At 68.6% G+C, this 18395-nt stretch carries 16 protein-coding genes; 10 read left to right on the forward strand and 6 right to left on the reverse strand.

Annotation, left to right across the window (positions count from 1 at the left end):
• Position 1: 1 nt before the first annotated feature.
• The 6 genes from JHC79_RS07555 to JHC79_RS07580 all read right to left on the reverse strand — a co-directional run bounded on the left by JHC79_RS07555 (position 2) and on the right by JHC79_RS07580 (position 8643).
• Positions 2–916 carry a MetQ/NlpA family ABC transporter substrate-binding protein gene (locus JHC79_RS07555; RefSeq protein ID WP_296389541.1) on the reverse strand — a complete coding sequence of 305 codons (915 nt, stop codon included), beginning with the start codon at positions 914–916 and terminating at the stop codon, positions 2–4.
• Positions 917–1003: 87 nt separating this feature from the next.
• Complete coding sequence (locus tag JHC79_RS07560; protein ID WP_296389542.1) at positions 1004–1729, reverse strand: methionine ABC transporter permease; 726 nt, start codon at positions 1727–1729, stop codon at positions 1004–1006.
• Positions 1726–2730, reverse strand: coding sequence for an ATP-binding cassette domain-containing protein (locus JHC79_RS07565; RefSeq protein ID WP_296389543.1), 1005 nt, complete (start codon positions 2728–2730; stop codon positions 1726–1728). The genes JHC79_RS07560 and JHC79_RS07565 overlap by 4 nt, the downstream gene beginning before the upstream one ends.
• Before the next feature lie 129 nt (positions 2731–2859).
• Entirely contained in the window at positions 2860–6441 is a 3582-nt protein-coding gene (locus JHC79_RS07570) for a hypothetical protein (RefSeq protein WP_296389544.1), read from the reverse strand.
• A 198-nt stretch (positions 6442–6639) separates the two neighbouring features.
• Complete coding sequence (locus JHC79_RS07575; RefSeq protein WP_296389545.1) at positions 6640–7323, reverse strand: TetR/AcrR family transcriptional regulator; 684 nt, start codon at positions 7321–7323, stop codon at positions 6640–6642.
• 78 nt (positions 7324–7401) lie between these two features.
• The gene (locus JHC79_RS07580) at positions 7402–8643 is read right to left on the reverse strand and encodes a CaiB/BaiF CoA-transferase family protein (protein ID WP_296389546.1); all 1242 of its coding nucleotides are present in this window, start codon (positions 8641–8643) and stop codon (positions 7402–7404) included.
• Between the two features lie 205 nt (positions 8644–8848).
• On the opposite strand from JHC79_RS07580, the gene JHC79_RS07585 reads away from it, so the two are divergent.
• From JHC79_RS07585 to JHC79_RS07630, 10 genes are all read left to right on the forward strand, one after another.
• Complete coding sequence (locus JHC79_RS07585; protein WP_296389547.1) at positions 8849–9682, forward strand: ABC transporter permease; 834 nt, start codon at positions 8849–8851, stop codon at positions 9680–9682.
• 4 nt (positions 9683–9686) lie between these two features.
• Positions 9687–10553 (forward strand): ABC transporter permease, encoded by an 867-nt coding sequence (locus tag JHC79_RS07590; protein ID WP_296389548.1) that lies wholly within the window; start codon positions 9687–9689, stop codon positions 10551–10553.
• On the forward strand, positions 10553–11635 hold the full coding sequence (locus tag JHC79_RS07595) for an MlaD family protein (RefSeq protein WP_296389549.1): 1083 nt from the start codon (positions 10553–10555) through the stop codon (positions 11633–11635). The genes JHC79_RS07590 and JHC79_RS07595 overlap by 1 nt, the downstream gene beginning before the upstream one ends.
• An 11-nt stretch (positions 11636–11646) precedes the next feature.
• On the forward strand, positions 11647–12636 hold the full coding sequence (locus JHC79_RS07600) for an MlaD family protein (RefSeq protein WP_296389550.1): 990 nt from the start codon (positions 11647–11649) through the stop codon (positions 12634–12636).
• Positions 12633–13652, forward strand: coding sequence for an MlaD family protein (locus JHC79_RS07605; protein WP_296389551.1), 1020 nt, complete (start codon positions 12633–12635; stop codon positions 13650–13652). Before JHC79_RS07600 ends, JHC79_RS07605 begins: the two co-directional genes overlap by 4 nt.
• 1 nt (position 13653) lies before the next feature.
• Positions 13654–14790 carry an MlaD family protein gene (locus tag JHC79_RS07610; protein ID WP_296389552.1) on the forward strand — a complete coding sequence of 379 codons (1137 nt, stop codon included), beginning with the start codon at positions 13654–13656 and terminating at the stop codon, positions 14788–14790.
• Positions 14791–14804: 14 nt separating this feature from the next.
• The gene (locus JHC79_RS07615; protein ID WP_296389553.1) at positions 14805–15854 is read left to right on the forward strand and encodes an MlaD family protein; all 1050 of its coding nucleotides are present in this window, start codon (positions 14805–14807) and stop codon (positions 15852–15854) included.
• Between the two features lie 8 nt (positions 15855–15862).
• The gene (locus JHC79_RS07620; protein WP_296389554.1) at positions 15863–16798 is read left to right on the forward strand and encodes an MlaD family protein; all 936 of its coding nucleotides are present in this window, start codon (positions 15863–15865) and stop codon (positions 16796–16798) included.
• A 71-nt stretch (positions 16799–16869) separates the two neighbouring features.
• Positions 16870–17613, forward strand: a complete 744-nt coding sequence (locus JHC79_RS07625) for a hypothetical protein (protein WP_296389555.1) — start codon at positions 16870–16872, stop codon at positions 17611–17613.
• A 64-nt stretch (positions 17614–17677) separates the two neighbouring features.
• Positions 17678–18394, forward strand: coding sequence for a sulfite exporter TauE/SafE family protein (locus tag JHC79_RS07630; protein WP_296389558.1), 717 nt, complete (start codon positions 17678–17680; stop codon positions 18392–18394).
• Position 18395 lies beyond the last annotated feature (1 nt).

The following is an 18395-nucleotide window of genomic DNA, read 5'->3' on the forward strand; positions in this document are numbered from 1 at the left end:
GTCAGCTCTGGTACGGCAACAGGATGTTCTTCACCTGGGGATCCGACGCGAGATAGGTCTGCACGGCCGGGTCCTGGAAGGTCGCGACGAGCTTCTTGATGTTGTCGGTGTCCTTCCACTTGCTGCCGATGGTCAGCTGACCTGCGAACTCGTCGGGGGCCGGCGGCGCGTAGATCTGCTTGGCGATGTCGATGTTCGCGGCCAGGTAGTACTCGGTGTAACCGACGGCGGCGTCGATGTCGGGCAGCGCGCGCGACTGGGCGGCGAAGTCGAGGAGCTTGAACGTGATGTTCTTCGGGTTCGACGCGATGTCGTCCTGGGTGGCCGTCCACTTGCTCACGCCCGGCTTCAGCGTGATCAATCCGGCACGCTCGAGCAGCCACAGACCCTGCGCCTCGTTGGCGGGATCGGAGTACAGCGACACCGTCGCGCCGTTCGGCAGCTCGGCGACCGAGCGGTACTTGTCCGACCAGATGCCGAATCCCCAGCGGAACACCGGCGTCGCGGCCTCCTCCTTGAAGTCGGGGTTGGCGGCCAGGACCTGTCCGAGCCACAGCTTGTGCTGATAGATGGTCCCGGCGACCTCACCCTCACTGACCGCCCGGTTGAGGGTGGTGCTGTCGGCGAGGCCCTTGAAGGCGATCTTGATCCCGTGCCTGGGGGCGACATCGGTCGCGATGTAGTTCACCAGCGCCTGCTCGGCGGCGTTGCCCTCGGCGGTCACGACGGTCAGGGTGGCGCCGGCGGTGTCGTTGGGGGACTTGTCGTCCGATCCGGCGAAGCGCCATCCGATGAACGCCGCGACGACGATGATCACGACCGCGATGGCCGCGAACAACGGCCAGCGCTTGCGGGTGGTGACCTCGAAGCCGCCGGGCGAACCGCCCTCGGTGGTCGGGGATGTGTTCTGGGTCATGGGTTCTCAGCTTTCTGGGATGTGCGCTGGACACGGTTGTGCCACGCGCGTCGATGTGGACGAGCGGATCGGGTGGTGCGGGACGGCTCAGGCGCGGACGCGGGTGCGCGATGAGCGCACGGATTGCTCCGGGGTGAGGTAGCGGACGAGGGCGTCACCGAGGATCTGGATCAGAGCGACGGTGATCACGAGAGTGATGATGGTCGCGATCATCACCTGGTGGTCGAAGCGCTGGTATCCGTAGGTGACGGCGATGTAGCCGAGTCCGCCGGCGCCGATGGTCCCGGCGATGGCGGAGTACTCGATCATCGCGATGGTGTTGATGGTCAGGCCGCCGATGAGACTCGGGAGCGCCTCGCGCAGCTGGGCGCTGATCACAATCTGTGTGGTCGATCCGCCGGAGGCGCGGGCGACGTCGATCACCGACGCCGGCACCGACCGCAGCGAGTTCTCCACGATGCGGGTGAAGAACGCGATGCCCGCGATCGACATCGGGACCACCGCGGCGGGGATGCCGATGTTGGTCCCGGTGATCAGTCGGGTGAACGGGATGATCGATGTCATCAGCACCAGGAACGGCAGCGACCGCCCGATGCTGATGATCCACGACAGCGGCGTGTGCAGCGCGCGATTCTCGAACAACCCACCCGGGGCGAGGTTGTGGATGACGGCACCGAGGGGGACACCGACGAGGGCGACGATGACCATCACGATGCCGACCATGGTGACGGTGTCGCGGAACGCCGGGATGAGCAGTCCGGGGATCTCGTCGACCGGGACGGTGATGGCGGCCAGGGTGGCGGTGGTGCTCATGCCGCGACCTCCTGACCCGAGGCAGACGTGGCGCGGGTGGTCAGGCCCAGCGCCGATGCCGCCGCGGTGAACGCGGTGGCGAGCGACGCGTCCACGGAGACCACGACCTCGCCGACCGAGATTCCTTCGACGGCCTGCACATTCGCGCTGAGAACGGCCAGCGGAGCGCCGATCTCGGTGCCGACGCGGGAGATCCAGTCCGACGGCACCGACGCGGAACGGTAGACGACGTCGAAGGTGGCCTGGCCGAGCGCGGCGGCGGCGCTGGCACCACGTGGACGCAGCGAGCGGCCGAGGCGGGAGGTGTCGTCGAGGAGGAGGTCGACGAGCGACCCCTTTTCGTCGATGCGGCCGTTGTCGAGCCGGGCGACGCTGTCGGCGACCTTGACGATGGTGTCCATCTCGTGGGTGATGAACACGACGGCGAGCGAGAGCTCGTCGCGGAGTTCGGTCAACAGGTGCAGGAACGAGTCGGTGGCCTCGGGATCGAGCCCGGAGGTGGCCTCGTCGGAGAGCAGCACCGACGGTCGCAGTGCGAGCGCACGGGCGATCCCGACGCGCTGGCGCTGACCGCCGGAGAGCTGATGCGGGTATCGGTCGGCGAGGTCGGTGAGTCCGACGCGATCGAGCAGCTCGGCGACCCGTTCGCGGGTGGCGGTGGAGGTCACGCCGAGATAGTTCAGGGGCAGTGCGATGTTCTGTGCGGCGGTCCGTCGCGAGAGCAGGCTCGACGACTGGAACACGGTGCCGATCGAACGCCGCGCGGCGCGCAGGTCACGGGAACCGAGCTGAGTCAGGTTCTTGCCGTTGACGATCACGTTCCCGGAGGTGGGACGCTCGAGCAGATTGATGCACTGGGCGAGAGTGCTCTTGCCCGCACCCGACGGTCCGACGATCGCGAAGATCTCGCCCGCCTCGACGCGGAAGTCGACGTCGGACAGGACTGTTGTGGTCACCCCACCCGACGTGTATGTTTTGCCTAGCTCAAGAACTTCGATCACCGATTGTCCGTTTCCCCAGCGCGCCAGCGATTCTGGCGCGCAGCTCATCGAACCGGATCGCCCCCGATGTCGGCCAGCGTTGAGGTCAGCGTGATTCTGGGAATGCGGTCATCGCACGGCGGGGTGCTATCAGCAGCCGTCGGCCGCGGTGCGTACACAGACCTGCCGCGCGACTGTCGACGGGTCGAGCGTCCAGAACTGTTGACGCCCGGTCGCGCCCGATGCGACGACGGTGGTCGGCGTGATCGCCGCGATCGCGCTGTCCCCCTTGTCGTTCGGGCCGAAGAGGCTGCCCGCGTCGACGACGGCGCCATCGGCGTCGAGGCGGTGGAGTCGGCCGTCGGCACTCGCCACGACCGTGCTGGTTCCCGTCGCCACGATGGACGTGATCGCGCTCGGACCGAACGTCAGGCCCGCGCCGATCTGCCTGCCGGAGCGTTCATCCCACCGGGTGAGGGTGCCGGTGGAGTCGCCGACGAGGAACGCGGTCCCGACGGCTGTGATCGCGGTGACCGGACCGCGGGTGGCGAACACCCCGGACACCGGTGAGGCGCCGCTCTGCGACACGGCCCACCGACGCACCGCGCCGTCGCTGCCCCCGATGGCGATCGATGCCGAGTCGGCCCCGAAGGCAACGGCATCGATGTCGACGCCGCCGAGCCCGACCGTGGCGAAGGGTGTGAGCCCGGCCGGGCTCAGACCCCAGATCTGCACCTGCGATCCGTCGGCGCTGCTGGTTGCCACCTGCGACGACGACGGACTGAACACCATCCGGTCGTCCTCCTGGCGCCCGAGCGCGACCGGTGCACCCACGGCCACCGGTTTCCCGAGGTCGCGGACATCCCACAGCTGGGCGATGTGCCTGCTGTCCGATGTCATCATCCACCGGCCATCGGGGCTCATGCCGGCGCCGTTGAAGTGTCCGGGCGCATCGATCGTGGTGAGGGCGCGCGGTGCGTCGGGCTCGGTCGCGTCCCAGACCTGGACCGGGCCCCGGGCGAACGACGTGACGCATGCGCCGCGCACCGCCGAGCACGCCGGTTGCCGTACCCCGCCGAATCCGCCGTCGAGCAGTCCGACCGGTAGCGACCACGCCAACGCGGTGGATGTCCCCGCACTGACCAGGCTCGATTCCCCGGTGAACACCGTCGATGCCAGGGCGGAGCTCTGGGAGCGCAGGGCAGGCACTGCACGGCGGGGCGCCTCGGGCCGGGTCACGTCCCAGACCTGGGTGGTGCCGTCGGCGGACGTGAGAGCGAGTCTGTCGCCACCGGGTGCGAACGACAGTGATCCGACGGCACCGGATTCGGCCGCGAGACCTGCTCCGCGGGCCACCAGACCGTTCGGGCCGATGTCGAACAGGGTTGCCGCGCCGGTGGTGTCGCCGACGGCCGCGCGACGACCGTCGGACGCGACGGCCACGGAGTCGACCCGCCCGACGGTGTCGGCGCGTGATACCTCCTGTGGTTCGTTCGGGTCGACCAGATCCCAGAGCGTGACGTCCCGGGTGGAACCGACGAGCAGCTGCGGACGCAGCGGGCTCCACGCCAGGGCGGTTGTCGATGCGCCGGCCACGGTGCCCATCAGTGCGGGCGCGGCGGTGTCGGAGACGTCCCAGATCCGGATGGACCCGGTGGCGTCGGCGGCGGCCAGCCACGGGCGGACAGGCGAGAACGAGACGGTCTGCGGGCCGGCTGCGCGGTCGGTGGCGGTCTGGGCGATGGCCGACACCCGGGTGGGCGTGCGACCGGCGACCTGCCACAACTCGAGTGCTCCGTTGTCGCCGCGTCGAGCCAGCAGGGATCCGTCGCCGTTGAGCGCGGCCGATGCACTCGCGACCGCAGTGGAGGGCGCGGGGACGGTGACCGCGGCCGGGCTGCTGCTCTGCCCGGTCGGTGCCGCGGTGGACAGGACCTGCACGGTGCCGTCGGCCCCGGTCAGCGCAACCCGGCGGCCGTCACCGGAGGCGGTCACCGCGACCGACGGGTCCGAGGTGCCGATCGCCCGGGCGATGGGTGAGGACTGGGTGGCCAGGATCGCCGATCGCGCTCGAGAATCCTCCGGGGCCTCGCGATAGGCGGCGAGCGCCGACCTCGCAGCGGCCGAGGGGTCGGTGACGGTCTCCGCTGCCGCGCGCGCGAGCGTCGAATCGAGGCGAGCGGCGTCGCGCCCGGTCGAGGCGGCACTGCCCCGGACCGACTGGGTGATCGCCAGAACCGAGGCCACCACCGCGACGGTGGCGAGCAGACCGAGCAGGACACGGCGGCGAGATCTGAGCAGTGTCGCGCGTTCGCGCGACCGGGACAGGAAGTACTCGGCGTCGGGGGCGATCGAGTCGATCTCCTGTACCGCGCGGGTCGCGGCGTGCAGACGGTCGCCGTCGTAGAGCGACGAGTCCGGGCGTCGGTCGGCCTCCCAGATGGTGGCGTCGGCGTGTAGAGCCGCGAGGACCGGCGCATCCGCGCGTCGCTCGTCGACCCACCCGGCGAGCCGTGGCCACGCTTCGATGAGGGACTCGTGGGCGAGGTGGATCCCGCCGTGCACGTCCACGGTCACGACGCCGGAATCGATGAGATGTGCCAGCACCCGGCCGGTTCGGGGGCGAGCGGACAGCGTCGACTCCAGCCGAGCCGCGGTGATGTCGGTGTCGACGAGGTGGCCTGCCGCGGTGAACCGGACGGTGGCCAGCAGGATGAGGCGGGCGGTGCTGCGGTCGGTGGTCGAGAGTCGGCTGATGGCCCGGTCGGCGGCGACACCGACGATGTCGGCGACCGCATCCGAGGCGCGATACGCCTGCCGGGTGATCGCGGTGTCCGCACGGGTCCGCCACAGGTGGTCCATCAGGACACCGAGTGCGATGAGTGGCGGTGTCGTGGACTCGACGGCGGTCACGTCACGGGCGATCTCGGCGGCGAGACCGGACTCGACTGTGCCACCGCGGATCCGGGCGGGCCCCTCGATGGCCTCGACGATCTCGTCCTCGGTCATCATGCGGACGACGACGGCCCGGTCCTCCAGGGTGCGGACCAGAATCGGATCGGCCGCCGCATCGGGGTAGAACTCGGCCTGTAGGCCGAGTACGACGGCGACACGGCTGTCGGCGGCGAGGGCGTCGACGACGCGCAGGAACGATGTTCGGGTGGCGCGGTTGCACAGTGTGAACAGCTCTTCTGCCTGGTCGATCACCAGCAGCGATGCCCTCCCGGACGTGTCCGGGAGACCGGTGATCGCATCGACCCAGGCGCTCGGCTCGGCATCGGTCGGCTCCGGATCGATCCCGAAGGCGGCGGCCAGCGTGGCCAGCGGGGTCGGGCCGGGGGCCATCGTGACCACGTCGGCGGGGACACGGGTGTCGTTGTGACGCAGACCCATCCGTTCGACGGCGGGGATCAGACCTGCGTGCAGCAACGAGGTCTTTCCCGAGCCGCTGGGGCCCAGGACGGTCACCGGTCCGTTGCCGGGGATCGCGCGCACGTGCAGGCGCCGCCAGAGCTCGGTGCGGCCGGAGAACAGGTCGGCGTCGCCGCGTCGATACGGTGTCAGTGGACGATACGGGCCGTCGTACGCCCTCGTGCGGGTCCCGATGCCTGCGTCGGGGACGGAATCAACGGTCGGCGTTGTTGTTTCGTCGGCCGTGTCCGGCCCCGGCGGCAGCTCACCGATCGAATGGTGTGACCGCGATGCGGCACGCGAGACCACGGTGTCGTGCATGCACGAAATCCCCCTCGGGTGCGAGATGAACCGCACCCTGTATCGGTCAGCCGGACGGCTGACGATCTTCCCCTGCGTGCATTCTGCAAAAGGTGATTGTGTTTGTCCAATAGGTCTCGTGGTACGCATTGCTCACGAAATCGGCTCGTGCGGAATCGATTTCGATACCTGAACTGTGAGTTGCCGATCGAGAATTGTTCAGTTCGTGTCGGTGGAAGCGGACGTGACCAGTCCGCGACGCCAGATCTCGGTCAGCGTGATGATCGCCGCCTCGTCGTCGCGGCCGACGACGTTCTCGTCCTTGCCCGCGACGAACCAGGTCCAGCAGAAGGACTCGAGCATCGACACGATCGCCGAGGCGAACAGGTTCTTGTCCAGCCCGATGTCGACGCCGCTGCGCTCCACCGATCGGAAGACCTCGTTGACCGCCCGGATGCCCTCCTGCCGGCGGTTGCGCCACCACTGGGCGAACTGGCGGTCGGTCATCGACAGCTGGAATGCGCCGATCATCTCGGGCAGGTAGTCGCGGTAGGTGGCCCAGTACGCGCGCACGGCCTGCTCGATGTTGCTACCCGGGTCCGGGGTCAGGTTGCGGCGGGTGCGTTCCAGGATCTGCGCGGTGAAGTCGTCGAGCAGCGCCTCGAGCAGTTGCTGCTTGTTGTCGTAGTAGTTGTAGAACGATCCCGTCGACCGCCCCGCCGTCTCGGCGATGTCGGAGATCTTGGCGCTCAGGAATCCCTTGTCCGCGAACACCGTCCGGGCCGCGGCCAGGAACGCTTTCTCGGTCCGTCGGCCCTTCGGCGTCGCGATGGTCGACGGGCTCGTGACGACAGAAGGGACCGCCCCGCCCGGGGCGTCGGCCGATCCGTTCTCGGTTCTCATCACCACACCTCCCGACCGGGCTCCGACTGATTACTGACGCGGATATCAGCTTTGCACACGGGTGGGCCTCGTCGCGGCTCAGACCACTCCGTCGCGACGCAGCTGCGCCACCGCGTCGGCGTCGTGACCGAGGAGGTCGCCGTACACCTCGTCGTTGTGATGGCCCGGTGTCGCCGGTCCCGAGCTGCGGACCGATCCCGGTGTGCCGCACATCAGCGGGACGATGCCGGGACCCTTGACCGGCCCTCCGATCCGCTCGTCGTGATGGTCGACGATCATCCCGCGGGCGATCAGCTGCGGGTCGGTGATCACCTCGGCGACGGTGTTGATCGGACCGACCACGACACCCGCCGCCGAGAGGTCGGCGATCAGTGCGTCGCGCTCCCTGGTGCGTGTCCAGTCGGCGATGAGGTCGTCGAGCTCGTCCTGGTTCTCGCCACGTGCCCCATGGGTCGCGTAGCGGGGATCGGTCGCGAGCTCGGGCCGGCCCATGACCGTGCACAGGCGCCCGAAGACGGTGTCCTGGTTGGCGCCGATCACCACCAGGGTGCCGTCGGCGGTCGGGTAGATGTTCGACGGGGCGATGCCCGCGAGTCGGGTACCCGACGGTCCACGGACCACCCCGCCCATGTCGTAGTCGGGAATGGTCGATTCCTGGATGGCGACGCACGCCTCGTTGAGCGCGGTGTCGACGACCTGCCCCTCGCCGGTGACGCTGCGCCGGTACAGTGCGGCGAGTGCGCCCTGGGCGGCGAACATGCCCGCAAGGGTGTCGCCGAGGGAGAGCGCCAGCCGTGGTGGCGGTTGATCGGGATAGCCGTTGAGGTGGCGTAGACCGCTCACGGCCTCGGCGACCGAGGCGTAGCCGGCCTTGCCCGCGTCGGGGCCGGTCTGGCCGTAGCCGGAGACGCGCACGAGGATGATGCCGCGGTTGCGTTCGCGCAGCGTCTCGTAGCCCAGGTCGAGCCGCTCGAGCGTGCCCGGCCGGAAGTTCTCTACGATGATGTCGGCGGTGTCGACGAGTTCGAGGAACAGCTCGCGGCCCCGCGGGGCGCGGAGGTCGAGGGTGACCGCACGCTTGTTGCGCGCGTAGACCGTCCACAGGAACCGATGACCGTCGCGCTCGGCCTGTCCCCAGGTCCGCAGCGGGTCCGGGCGGCCCGGTGCCTCGATCTTGATGACGTCGGCGCCCATGTCGCCGAGCAGTCGCGCACCGAACGGTCCCGCGATGAGACTGCCCAGTTCCAGCACCCGGACACCGTCGAGTGCGCCGGTCGGCGTGGGCGTCGATGTCGGATCGTGCGGTGCGGGATCGGTCATGGTGTCAGGGTGCCACCGCGGTGTCCGCGAGCCCATCGCACGCGCCGTTCGGACGTCGTCACCAACGGAATCGGACGTGGATGGTCAGACGTCCAGTGTTCCCCGGCAATAGCGTCACAGATCACATCGGAGCCATTACAGTGACCACGGTCATGGCGACCGAGGAGTCGCGAGCGGGCGTGGGAAGCATCAAGAAAGCGGTGTGATGGCGGGATCGGTGGGTGTCTCCACACGCGGCTCCTCGACGATCGCACGGTCGCTCGACGCGGTGGTGTCCTCGATCGCCACACTGGGTCGGCTCATCGAACTGACCGTCACCTCGTTGGTGCACCTGGTCCGCGACATCGTCACGCTGCGACATCCCTGGCGTGAGACCCTCTCCCAGACGATCTTCTTCTCCGGAGTCGCGGGCATCCCGGCGGTGCTGGTGGCGATCCCGTTCGGGGTCATCCTCTCCGTTCAGGTCGGCAGCCTCACCCAGCAGCTCGGCGCCTCGTCGTTGGCGGGCGCGGCCGGTGCGCTGGGCATCCTCCAGCAGGGCGCACCCATCGCCTCGGCGCTCCTCATCGGCGGTGCGGTCGGCTCGGCGATCGCCGCCGACCTCGGCGCGCGCACCGTGCGCGACGAGATCGACGCGATGCGCACGATGGGCATCGACCCGGCTCGTCGGGTGGTGGCACCACGACTGCTCGCGGTGGTGCTCGTCGCACCCCTGGTGTGCATCGAGATCATCTTCGTCGGCGTGACTGCCGGCTACTTCATCAACGTGTCGTTCCAGGGCGGTGCGCCCGGCAGCTACCTCGGCGGCTTCGGACAGTTCGCCGGGGTCGGTGACCTCGTCATCGCGGTCTGCAAGTCGATCCTGTTCGGCGTCGTGGTCGTCGCGATCGCCTGCCAGCGCGGGCTCGAGGCGCGCGGCGGACCCCGCGGTGTCGCCGACGCCGTGAACGCCGCCGTCGTCCTCGGCGTCGTGGCCTCGTTCCTGCTCAATCTCGTCGTCACCCAGCTCGTCACCATGTTCGTCGGCAGGGCGGGCTGATCCGATGGTCGGTCTGCAGACCTACGCCCGGTCACGTCGGTGGACGACGAGTCTCGGTCGCGCCGCCGAGGTGCCGGTGTCGGCCGTCGAGCGCGTCGGTCACCAGGTCCACTTCGTGTTCGACGTCCTGCGGTCGATCCCGCACGCGCTGCGCGTCTACCGCAGACAGACCGGCGCGGTGCTGTCCGACCTCATGTGGGGATCGGGCGGACTGATCGTCGGCGGCGGATCGGTCGTCGTCCTGGTGGTGTTGGGGCTGTCAGTGGGCGGATCCATCGGCATCGAGTCGTTCGCGACGTTGAAGCTCTTCGGCATCGGTCCGCTGACCGGGTTCCTGTCGGCGTACGTCAACACCCGCGAGCTGGGGCCGATCGTGGTCGCCATCGGGTTCGCCGCACAGGCCGGGTGTCGCATGACCGCCGAGATCGGCTCGATGCGGATCTCCGAGGAGATCGATGCGTTGGAGGCGCAGGCGATCCGCCCCATCCCGTTCGTGGTCAGTACCCGGGTGATCGCGGGGATCGTCACGATCATCCCGTTGTTCCTGATCACGCTGATACTCAGTTACCTGTCGTGTGCGTTCGTCGTGAACACCGTCAACGGGCAGTCGTCGGGCACCTACTACCACTACTTCACCGCGTTCCTCGCCCCGGTCGACATGCTGCTCTCGATGATCAAGGCCGTGATCTTCGTGGTCGCGGTCATCCTCATCCACTGCTACCAGGGCTTCTATGCCAGCGGTGGGCCCGAGGGCGTCGGGGTCGCCTCGGGGCGTGCGATCAAGAACAGTTTCGTCATCATCGTGGTCCTCGACATGCTTCTGACGCTTGTCTTCTGGGGTTCCGACGTCGGCTTCAGGTTCTCCGGCTGATGGCGTACCACGACCCGTCCGGACGCGGCCCCTCGCGCGTGGCGCTGCTCGGCCTCGGTGCGGTGACCCTCGTCGTCGCGCTGGTACTGGCCGTTCCGCTCACGCTCTACGCCCGCGGCGACTTCGACACCACCGTCACGGTGTCTGCGGTGGCCGACACCGTCGGCGACGGACTCGCCGCCGGAGGCGACGTGAAGTACCGCGGGCTGATCGTCGGACGGGTCGACGGGGTGACGGTGGCCGACGACGGTCGCCAGGAGATCACCATGTCGATCGACGCAGATCAGGCGTCTGCCATCCCCGATCAGGTGTCGGCGGCCTATGCACCGTCGAACCTGTTGGGCGTGACCGGGATCGAGCTGCAGGCGGCTGCGGCCGACTCGGGAGCGTCCGGCGGACTGCGCGACGGCGAGCGGCTCACCATCGGGTCGGATTCGACGAACGTGTCGGTGGCGGACCTGCTGCGACAGGTCGGTGAGATCTCGACCACCATCACCGGCGATGAGTTCACCCGCACCATCGACATCGCCGACAAGGTGGTCGACGCGGTCCAGCCGCTCGTACGGTCCGGCCTCGACCTGCTGAACCTCGCCGCATCGCGGCAACAGATGCCCCTGGCGCAGTTCCTCCGCATCCTCGGCCCGGCCAGCCGCGGCGTCGCCGACCTCGAGGGCCCGTTCGCCTCGGTGCTCATCAACCTCACCCGGTCGACCGCCGAGTACACCGATCCGCGGGTGGTCACCGGTGTGAAGGACTCGCTGTCCGGACTGATCGACACGGTCGGTGGTCTCGGCGGGCTGGTGGGCGACAACTACGACGGGCTGGCGACCCTCATCGACTTCCTCATCATCACCGGGTCGCCGCTGGGCCAGACCCTCCGGTCGATCCCACCGGCGGTCACCGACGCGCGAGAGCTGTTGGGCCGGTTGGAGAAGTCGATGCCCACCCAGAACGGCAAGGTCACCCTGCAGGTGGGTGTCGCGGTCGCGCAGATGCCGCAGCTGGCCCCGTTCCTGCAGCAGTTGGCACCCCCGGCGCCGGGTAAGCCACGGGCGGGCACCCCGAAGGCGGGTGGACGATGAGGCTGCGTCGCATGTCCATCGTGTGGTTGGCGCTGTTCGTCGTGGTGATGATCGGCGCGACCTGGGTCATCGTGCAGGCGCTGGCCCCCTCGGTCTCCGGCGACCAACGCACGGTGACCGCCGACTTCTCCGACGCGTCGGGTCTCTCGGCGGGCAACGACGTGCGGCAGATGGGTGTTCGCGTGGGTCGGGTGTCGTCGGTGGAACTGCACGACGACGTCGCCCGGGTCACCTTTCGGATGCAGAAATCGGTGCCGATGTTCGACAACACCGACATCGCCATCCGGTACCTGAACCTGGTGGGGGAGCGCTACCTCGACGTGTTCACCGACGGCCCCGGCCGCGGTGGGCAGGACACGTCGGCGGTCATCCCGCGGTCGCGGACCATCCCGTCGTTCGACATCACCGCGCTGTTCAACGGACTCCGACCGGTGTTCAAGGTCCTCAACCCGGCCGAGATCAACGAGTTCACCGAGAACATCCTCGCCGTCGTGCAGGGCCGCGGCCCCGATCTCGGCTCCATCCTCGACAAACTGAACCAGGCCACCGCCCTGGTGGCCGACCGTTCGGAGATGGTCGCGTCCTTCGTCACCGGGCTCGGTTCGGTGGCCAGGGAGATCGAGTACAAGTCGCCGCGGCTGAACGAACTGATCAGCCGGACCGGGGATGCGTTGGGCGCGTTGGCCACCGATCTCGACGGCACCGAGGCGTCGCTGACCGAGGCGGCGAAGGCCCTGAAGCCGCTGCGGCTCGTGCTCCAGAGTCTCAACGGCGTCTACTACGGCAATTACGGCGACATCGATCGACTCCTGCGCAAATACATTCCGGCGACGAACGACGCCTCGGACCTTCTCGCCCGCATCCCCGGCGTACTCGATTCCCTGCTGGCGTCGGTGAACTCGGCCACCAACGCCTCCTACACATGCGGCCGCGGGAAGTCGGTCCCCGGTCCGATCCCGACCGTGCTGTTGGCCGGTGCGCCGGTGGTGATCTGCCGATGAGTCCGGTGTTCACCGGCAGGGTGCCGGTCCGACGCGACGCGGTGGCGGTACGCCGACGCCAGGTGCTGTTCGGTCTCGGTGGTGTGGTGGTCATCGTGATCGTCGCCATCGTGGCCGGTCTTCTCTACGTGGTGCCGTTCGGATCCTCCGACGTCACTGCCGAGTTCACCTCGAGCGGTCAGATCCGGGCCGGCGACGAGGTGCGCGTCGCGGGCATCCCGGTCGGGAAGGTGCAGTCGGTGGAGGTGGTCGGGGACCACGTCGAGATCGAGTTCGACGTAGACGATTCGGTGAACCTGCGCGACCAGACCAGCGCCGACATCCGCCTGTCCACCGCGATCGGCGGCCACTACCTCGCCGTCACGCCGCAGGGCACGCGACCGCTCGACGGGCACATCCCGCGCGACCGCACCTCGACCCCGTACGAGCTGACCGACGTCATCACCGACTCGGGTGACGTGGTCGACAAGGTCGACGCCGAGACCGCCCGGCAGACCTTCGCGCAGGTGAACCTCGCGCTGCGTGGACGGTCGGACTCGGTGCGCGACATCATCTCCCAGGTGGCGCAGGTGACCACCACCCTCGGCGACCGTGACGACGACCTCGACCGCGCGATCGCCGTCACCGAGGAGTACATCGGAGCGCTGAACAACGGCCGGGCCAAACTGCTCAACCTGCTGCGATTGGTCGGCGTCGTCGGTTACCGCTTCTACGGATTCCGCGAGCAGGGGCTGGAGACCGTGCGCGGTGTCGATGCGCTGTTCGCGTTCCTGCAGCCGCCGGTGGAGGCGCTCTCGGGGACCATCGACCCGCAGATCGACAAGATCACGGCGATCGTCGACCGGCTGAAGACGACGCTGACGGGCTCCGGGCCGGTCCTCGACAAACTGACCCAGATCGCGAATCAGCTCGGCTCGGCGCTGGGGGTGTCGGGGGCCGCACCGACTCTCGACCTGTCCACGACGATCGTCGACGCCCCCGCCCTGTGCATCCCGACGCCGGATCGGCGGTGTTGACATGACGACCCCGTCGACCGTGCCCGCGAGTTCCGGGTGGCGCCGCCACGCCACCCGGGCGGTGATCGTCGCCGCCATCGTCGCGGTGATCGTAGCCACCGTGGCCGCGGTCCGCGCCGAGGACGACTCGTCGAACCGGTCGGGGTGCGCCATCATGTCCGACTCGATCGGTCTCTACGAGGGCAGCAACCTCACATTGCTCGGCGTCACCATCGGCCGGGTGACCGGCGTGACACCGGCGAACGGGCATGTCCGCGTCAACTTCTCGATGAACTCCGATGTGAAGCTCCCGGCCAACGTGTCGGCGGTGACCACCTCGGACTCCATCGTCACCGACCGGCGACTGGAGATCCCCACCAGCTACGTCGGTGGCGCGACCTGGGACACCGCCAACTGCATCCCCCTGGAGCGCACCCGCACCCCCAAGAGCCTGAGCGAGGCGTTCTCCGCCTTCGACAAGCTCTCGGCGCAACTGACCGATGTCGGTGGCCGCTCGCCCGGGCAGCAAGAGGCCGTGCGCACGGCCCTCGCGTCGGTCGACGACAGCCTGAAGGGCACCGCGGAGGACTTCAACCGCGCGGTGCGCGGGCTCGGTGCGGCACTGGGGGATCCGCAGCTGCGCGACACCCAGTTGCGGTCGCTGATCAGCAACGGTCAGCAGCTCGCCGACTTCTTCGTCCAGCGGTGGCCGGATGTGCAACTCGCGGTGGACAATCTGGGCAAGTTCGCCCAGGCCCTGGGGCAACTGACCAGGGAACTGAACCCGGCCCTGGTCCGACTCACCTCGGTGGTGCCTAAACTCGCGTCGAACCTGCAGCGGTTCGACCCCATCCTGTTCACCCTCCTCGGCCTGATCACCCCACTCGTCGAGTTGCTGCCGACCGATCAGATCGTGGCCCTGCTGAAGTCGTTGCCGCCGGTGATGTCTGGGCTGGCCGCGATGGCGCAGGACAAGCAGGCCGGTCTCGCCATCAAGGTCGCCCCGCCGAGGGTGCGCGTGCCGGCGGCCTCGGCGGGCGCCACCTGCGCGGTCCTCAACCGTGTGTTGTCCGGGTCGTGCACGCCGTCGCCCGGTGCCGCCGGATCCGTGGACACCGAGCTCGTGGCGCTGATCCTGGGGTCGGGAGGTATCCGATGATCGCCGGTGGACGCATGCGCGGACGTCGGGCGGTGCTGGTGCTCGCGACGCTGTTGGTCGCGTGGATGTCAGCGGCGTGTGGGATCCAGGTCACCGACCTGCCGCTGCCCGGCACACGTGTGTCGGGCGAGAGTCGTTCGCTGAGAATCGAGTTCAGCAACGTGTTGAACCTCCCCGCCCGCAGCAAGGTGTTGCTCAACGGCACCAAGGTCGGGGTGCTGCGGTCGGTGGGTATCGGCGGGTCGGCGGCGTCGCCGGTGGCGGTGGCGACCGTCGACCTCGAGAGCGACGTCGACGTGCCGGAAGGCACCCGGGCCGCGCTCGAACAATCGACGCTGCTCGGCGACATCTACATCTCGCTGACCCCGTCCGGTACCGGTGGGGGTGCGCGCCTGCGTGACGGTGCCACCATCCCGCTGGCGCAGACCACGGTGACCCCGGCCGTCGAGGATCTCCTCGGCGGCATCGCGGCCCTGGCCAACGGCGGGACCCTGGAGAAGATCCAGCGGACCGTCGACAAGGCCAACACCGCGTTCCCGCAGAACCGGGCGGATCGCGACAAGGGGATCGAGACGTCGCGCGAGCTGATCGCCCGGATCGCGGAGAACTCGTCGTCGGTCGGCCAGGTCATCGACTCACTGGGCATCCTGGGGCGGTCGGTGCAGGCGCAGGGCAAGGATCTGGGGTTCGCACTCGACGTGGGACCCGAACGCATCGGCGGTGCGCTGGTGTCGTTCGTCGGCTTCGCGAAGGTGTTGACCTCGTTGGGATTTCAGTTGACCAAGGTCAAAGAACTCTTCGGCCCCCGCTACAAACAACTGGTCGGGCTGATCGACACGGCGAACCCGCTGGTCGACCTGGCGGTCTCGTTGGACGCGTCGGCGCCGTCGGACATCGCCCGGCTCGACGACCTGGTGAGCAACAAGATCCTGCCGCTGCTGGCGAGCCCGTCGGTGAACATCGTCGACATCACCTCACCGCGCGGGTTGTCGACGCCGGCGGCGTCGAACGATCAGATCCGCACCGTCGCATCGACCCTGCGGATGATCGGGGCCATGCGATGAGGATCGGGGTGCGCACCTCGCTGGTGCTGTTGGTGGTGGTCTCGGTGGCGTTGGCCGCTTACCTCGGCGTGGGCATCCTCAAGCTCAAGCCACTGGCGGACACCGACACCGTGACGGTCGAACTGGCGTCGTCGGGTGGGCTGCTGCCGCGGTCACGGGTGTTGTACAACGGCATCGAGGTCGGTCACGTCACAGACATCGCCGTGCGGCCCGGGGGACTGCGCGCGACGCTGTCGATCGAGTCGCAGTACGACATCCCGGCCACCGCGCAGGTGACCGTGGCGAACCTGTCGCTGGTCGGTGAGCAGTACTTCGACTTCAGTTCGTCCCAGGCCGGCGGCCCCTACATTCGCAACGGCGCGGTGCTGAGCCGCAACGTGGTGACGCAGGCGACCGTCGGGGAGACGCTGACCAACCTGCAGCGGCTGGTCGGGCAGATCGATCCGAAACGGCTCACCAGCATCGCGAACACCATCAACGCGGGCTGGCTGGACCGCGACGACGACATCACCACACTCGGTGAGTTCTCGGACCGGTTCTCGCGCACGGTCACCACCCAGCGCACCGAGTTCTCCGATCTGTTCGACACCGCGCAGGAGTTCGTGCGGAAGGCTGATGGCATCGGCCCGAAGCTCTCGGCCGGATCGCGGGAACTGGCGGCCGGCCAGAAATCGTTCACCGAACTGTTCGCGCTCTTCCCGGGACTGGCGCGCGCGACGAATGGCGCGGTTGCGTGGAATCAGGTGATCAACCCGTTCGTCACCAAGCTCAGCGACTACCTGCAGCGCATCCTGCCGAAGGTGACGCCGCCGCTGGGAGTACTGCTGCCCCTGATCTCCCAGATCGCCCCGGCCACGCAGATCGACATCGCGTCGTTCGTCGAGCGCGGGTTGCAGATCGTCGACGAGAACGGAGTCGTCCGATTCCGTGTGGCGACCAAGTAGTGTCGCACTCCGCCGCTCGGCGGAGTGTGACCGTGTTCGAGAGATGATGAGTTCGAGGGAGATGACGACCGATGTCGGATGAGGACAGCCCGGGCACGGAGTACTCCGGACTCGACGGTCGACCGCGCAGCACTCCGGCCGGCAAGGCCGAGCCGGTGTCGAAGCCCGCACCGGTGGAGAAGTCCGAGCCCGCGGAGAAGCCCGAACCCGCCGAGACGCCTGCGTCTCCCGCGAAGCCGGTGTCGGCCGACAAGCCTGCCCCGTCGACGACGTCGTCCGTACGAGAGAAGACCGGGTCCCCGTCGCGACGAGGGTGGTTGATCACGGCCGCGGTCCTGGTCGTCGTCCTCGCGGTCGCGACCGGTGTGGCCGTGTTCTCGGCCCTGGGCTATCGCGATGACCTGCGAGACCTGCAGGCACAGAACTCGCAGGCGCAGCGGGCCAAAGACGTTGCCAGCGACTACGCGGTCAAGGCGGCCGAGATCGACCACCGCAACTTCGATCCGTGGTTCGCGGCTCTGAAGACCGGTGTCGACGACGCCATGGTCAAGCAGTTCACCGACACCGAACCGGTGTTGCGCCAGCTGTTGGGCCAGCTGCAGTGGGTGTCGAAGGGGACGCTCGTGGGCAGCGACATCAAGTCGCAGAACGACGGCAAGTACGTGGTGCAGGTCTTCGTCGACGTGCAGGTCACGAATGTCCAGTCGCCCGGTGGCGTGAAAACCACTGCGCTGTACCCGATCACCGTGGACAAGAACAAGAACTGGGCGATCACCGACATCAGCGGAGGGGTCGCGCCACTGGCGACCAAGTGATCGCGCCGTCGGGACGTGAGCGGGGGCCGGGCACAATGACGCGGTGACCGCCGCAGCCTTCGTGATGCTCATCGTCGCGGGGTTCGCCTCGGGGCTGGTCGGGTACGTGACCGGGCTGGCGTCGATCGTCAGCTATCCCGCGCTGCTGTTCGCCGGACTGAGCCCGCTACAGGCCAACGTCACCAACACCGTCGCGCTGGTCCCGGTCGGGATCGGCAGCAGCGCGAAGTCGGGTAAGGCACTGCTGACCGACACGCGCAGCCTGATCCGCCTCGGGATCCTGTCCGCGCTCGGCGGGATCGTCGGCGCCGCGATCCTGCTCGTGTCGCCTGCCGAGTCCTTCGAGGTGGTCGTGCCCTACCTGGTCGCGTTCGCCTCCATCGCAGTCCTGGCCCAGCCGTCCCTTCGGCGCCTCGCCGGACACCGCGAGATGCCGCGGAGCTTCGAGGCCGGGATCTTCGTCGTGTCGATCTACGGCGGCTACTTCGGTGCCGGGGCCGGCGTCATCTTCCTGGCGCTGTCGTTGGTGTTGACGGCCAACCCGCTCTGGCGGGCCTCGCTGCTCAAGTCGGCGCTGCTCGGCATCAGCAACCTCGTCGCGGCGCTGATCTTCACGGTGACGGGGCCCGTGCACTGGACCGCCGCGCTCGCGATGGGCATCGGGTGCCTGGCCGGGGGCTGGTTCGGTCCGCCGATCGTCCGCCGCCTTCCACCCACGCCCCTGCGCATCGCCATCGGCATCGGCGGTCTGGGCCTGGCCGTGTGGCTGGCCATCCGCTGAC

The sequence above is a fragment of the Williamsia sp. genome (assembly GCF_016462415.1).
GTDB lineage: Bacteria > Actinomycetota > Actinomycetes > Mycobacteriales > Mycobacteriaceae > Williamsia_A.

Coding starts and splice junctions, on each gene's coding strand:
- JHC79_RS07585 (WP_296389547.1), top strand. CDS start 8,849: ATGGCGGGATCGGTGGGTGTCTCCACACGCGGCTCCTCGACGATCGCA.
- JHC79_RS07615 (WP_296389553.1), top strand. CDS start 14,805: ATGCGCGGACGTCGGGCGGTGCTGGTGCTCGCGACGCTGTTGGTCGCG.
- JHC79_RS07625 (WP_296389555.1), top strand. CDS start 16,870: ATGTCGGATGAGGACAGCCCGGGCACGGAGTACTCCGGACTCGACGGT.
- JHC79_RS07610 (WP_296389552.1), top strand. CDS start 13,654: ATGACGACCCCGTCGACCGTGCCCGCGAGTTCCGGGTGGCGCCGCCAC.
- JHC79_RS07595 (WP_296389549.1), top strand. CDS start 10,553: ATGGCGTACCACGACCCGTCCGGACGCGGCCCCTCGCGCGTGGCGCTG.
- JHC79_RS07570 (WP_296389544.1), bottom strand. CDS start 6,441: ATGCACGACACCGTGGTCTCGCGTGCCGCATCGCGGTCACACCATTCG.
- JHC79_RS07575 (WP_296389545.1), bottom strand. CDS start 7,323: ATGAGAACCGAGAACGGATCGGCCGACGCCCCGGGCGGGGCGGTCCCT.
- JHC79_RS07580 (WP_296389546.1), bottom strand. CDS start 8,643: ATGACCGATCCCGCACCGCACGATCCGACATCGACGCCCACGCCGACC.
- JHC79_RS07590 (WP_296389548.1), top strand. CDS start 9,687: ATGGTCGGTCTGCAGACCTACGCCCGGTCACGTCGGTGGACGACGAGT.
- JHC79_RS07555 (WP_296389541.1), bottom strand. CDS start 916: ATGACCCAGAACACATCCCCGACCACCGAGGGCGGTTCGCCCGGCGGC.
- JHC79_RS07600 (WP_296389550.1), top strand. CDS start 11,647: ATGTCCATCGTGTGGTTGGCGCTGTTCGTCGTGGTGATGATCGGCGCG.
- JHC79_RS07560 (WP_296389542.1), bottom strand. CDS start 1,729: ATGAGCACCACCGCCACCCTGGCCGCCATCACCGTCCCGGTCGACGAG.
- JHC79_RS07605 (WP_296389551.1), top strand. CDS start 12,633: ATGAGTCCGGTGTTCACCGGCAGGGTGCCGGTCCGACGCGACGCGGTG.
- JHC79_RS07630 (WP_296389558.1), top strand. CDS start 17,678: ATGCTCATCGTCGCGGGGTTCGCCTCGGGGCTGGTCGGGTACGTGACC.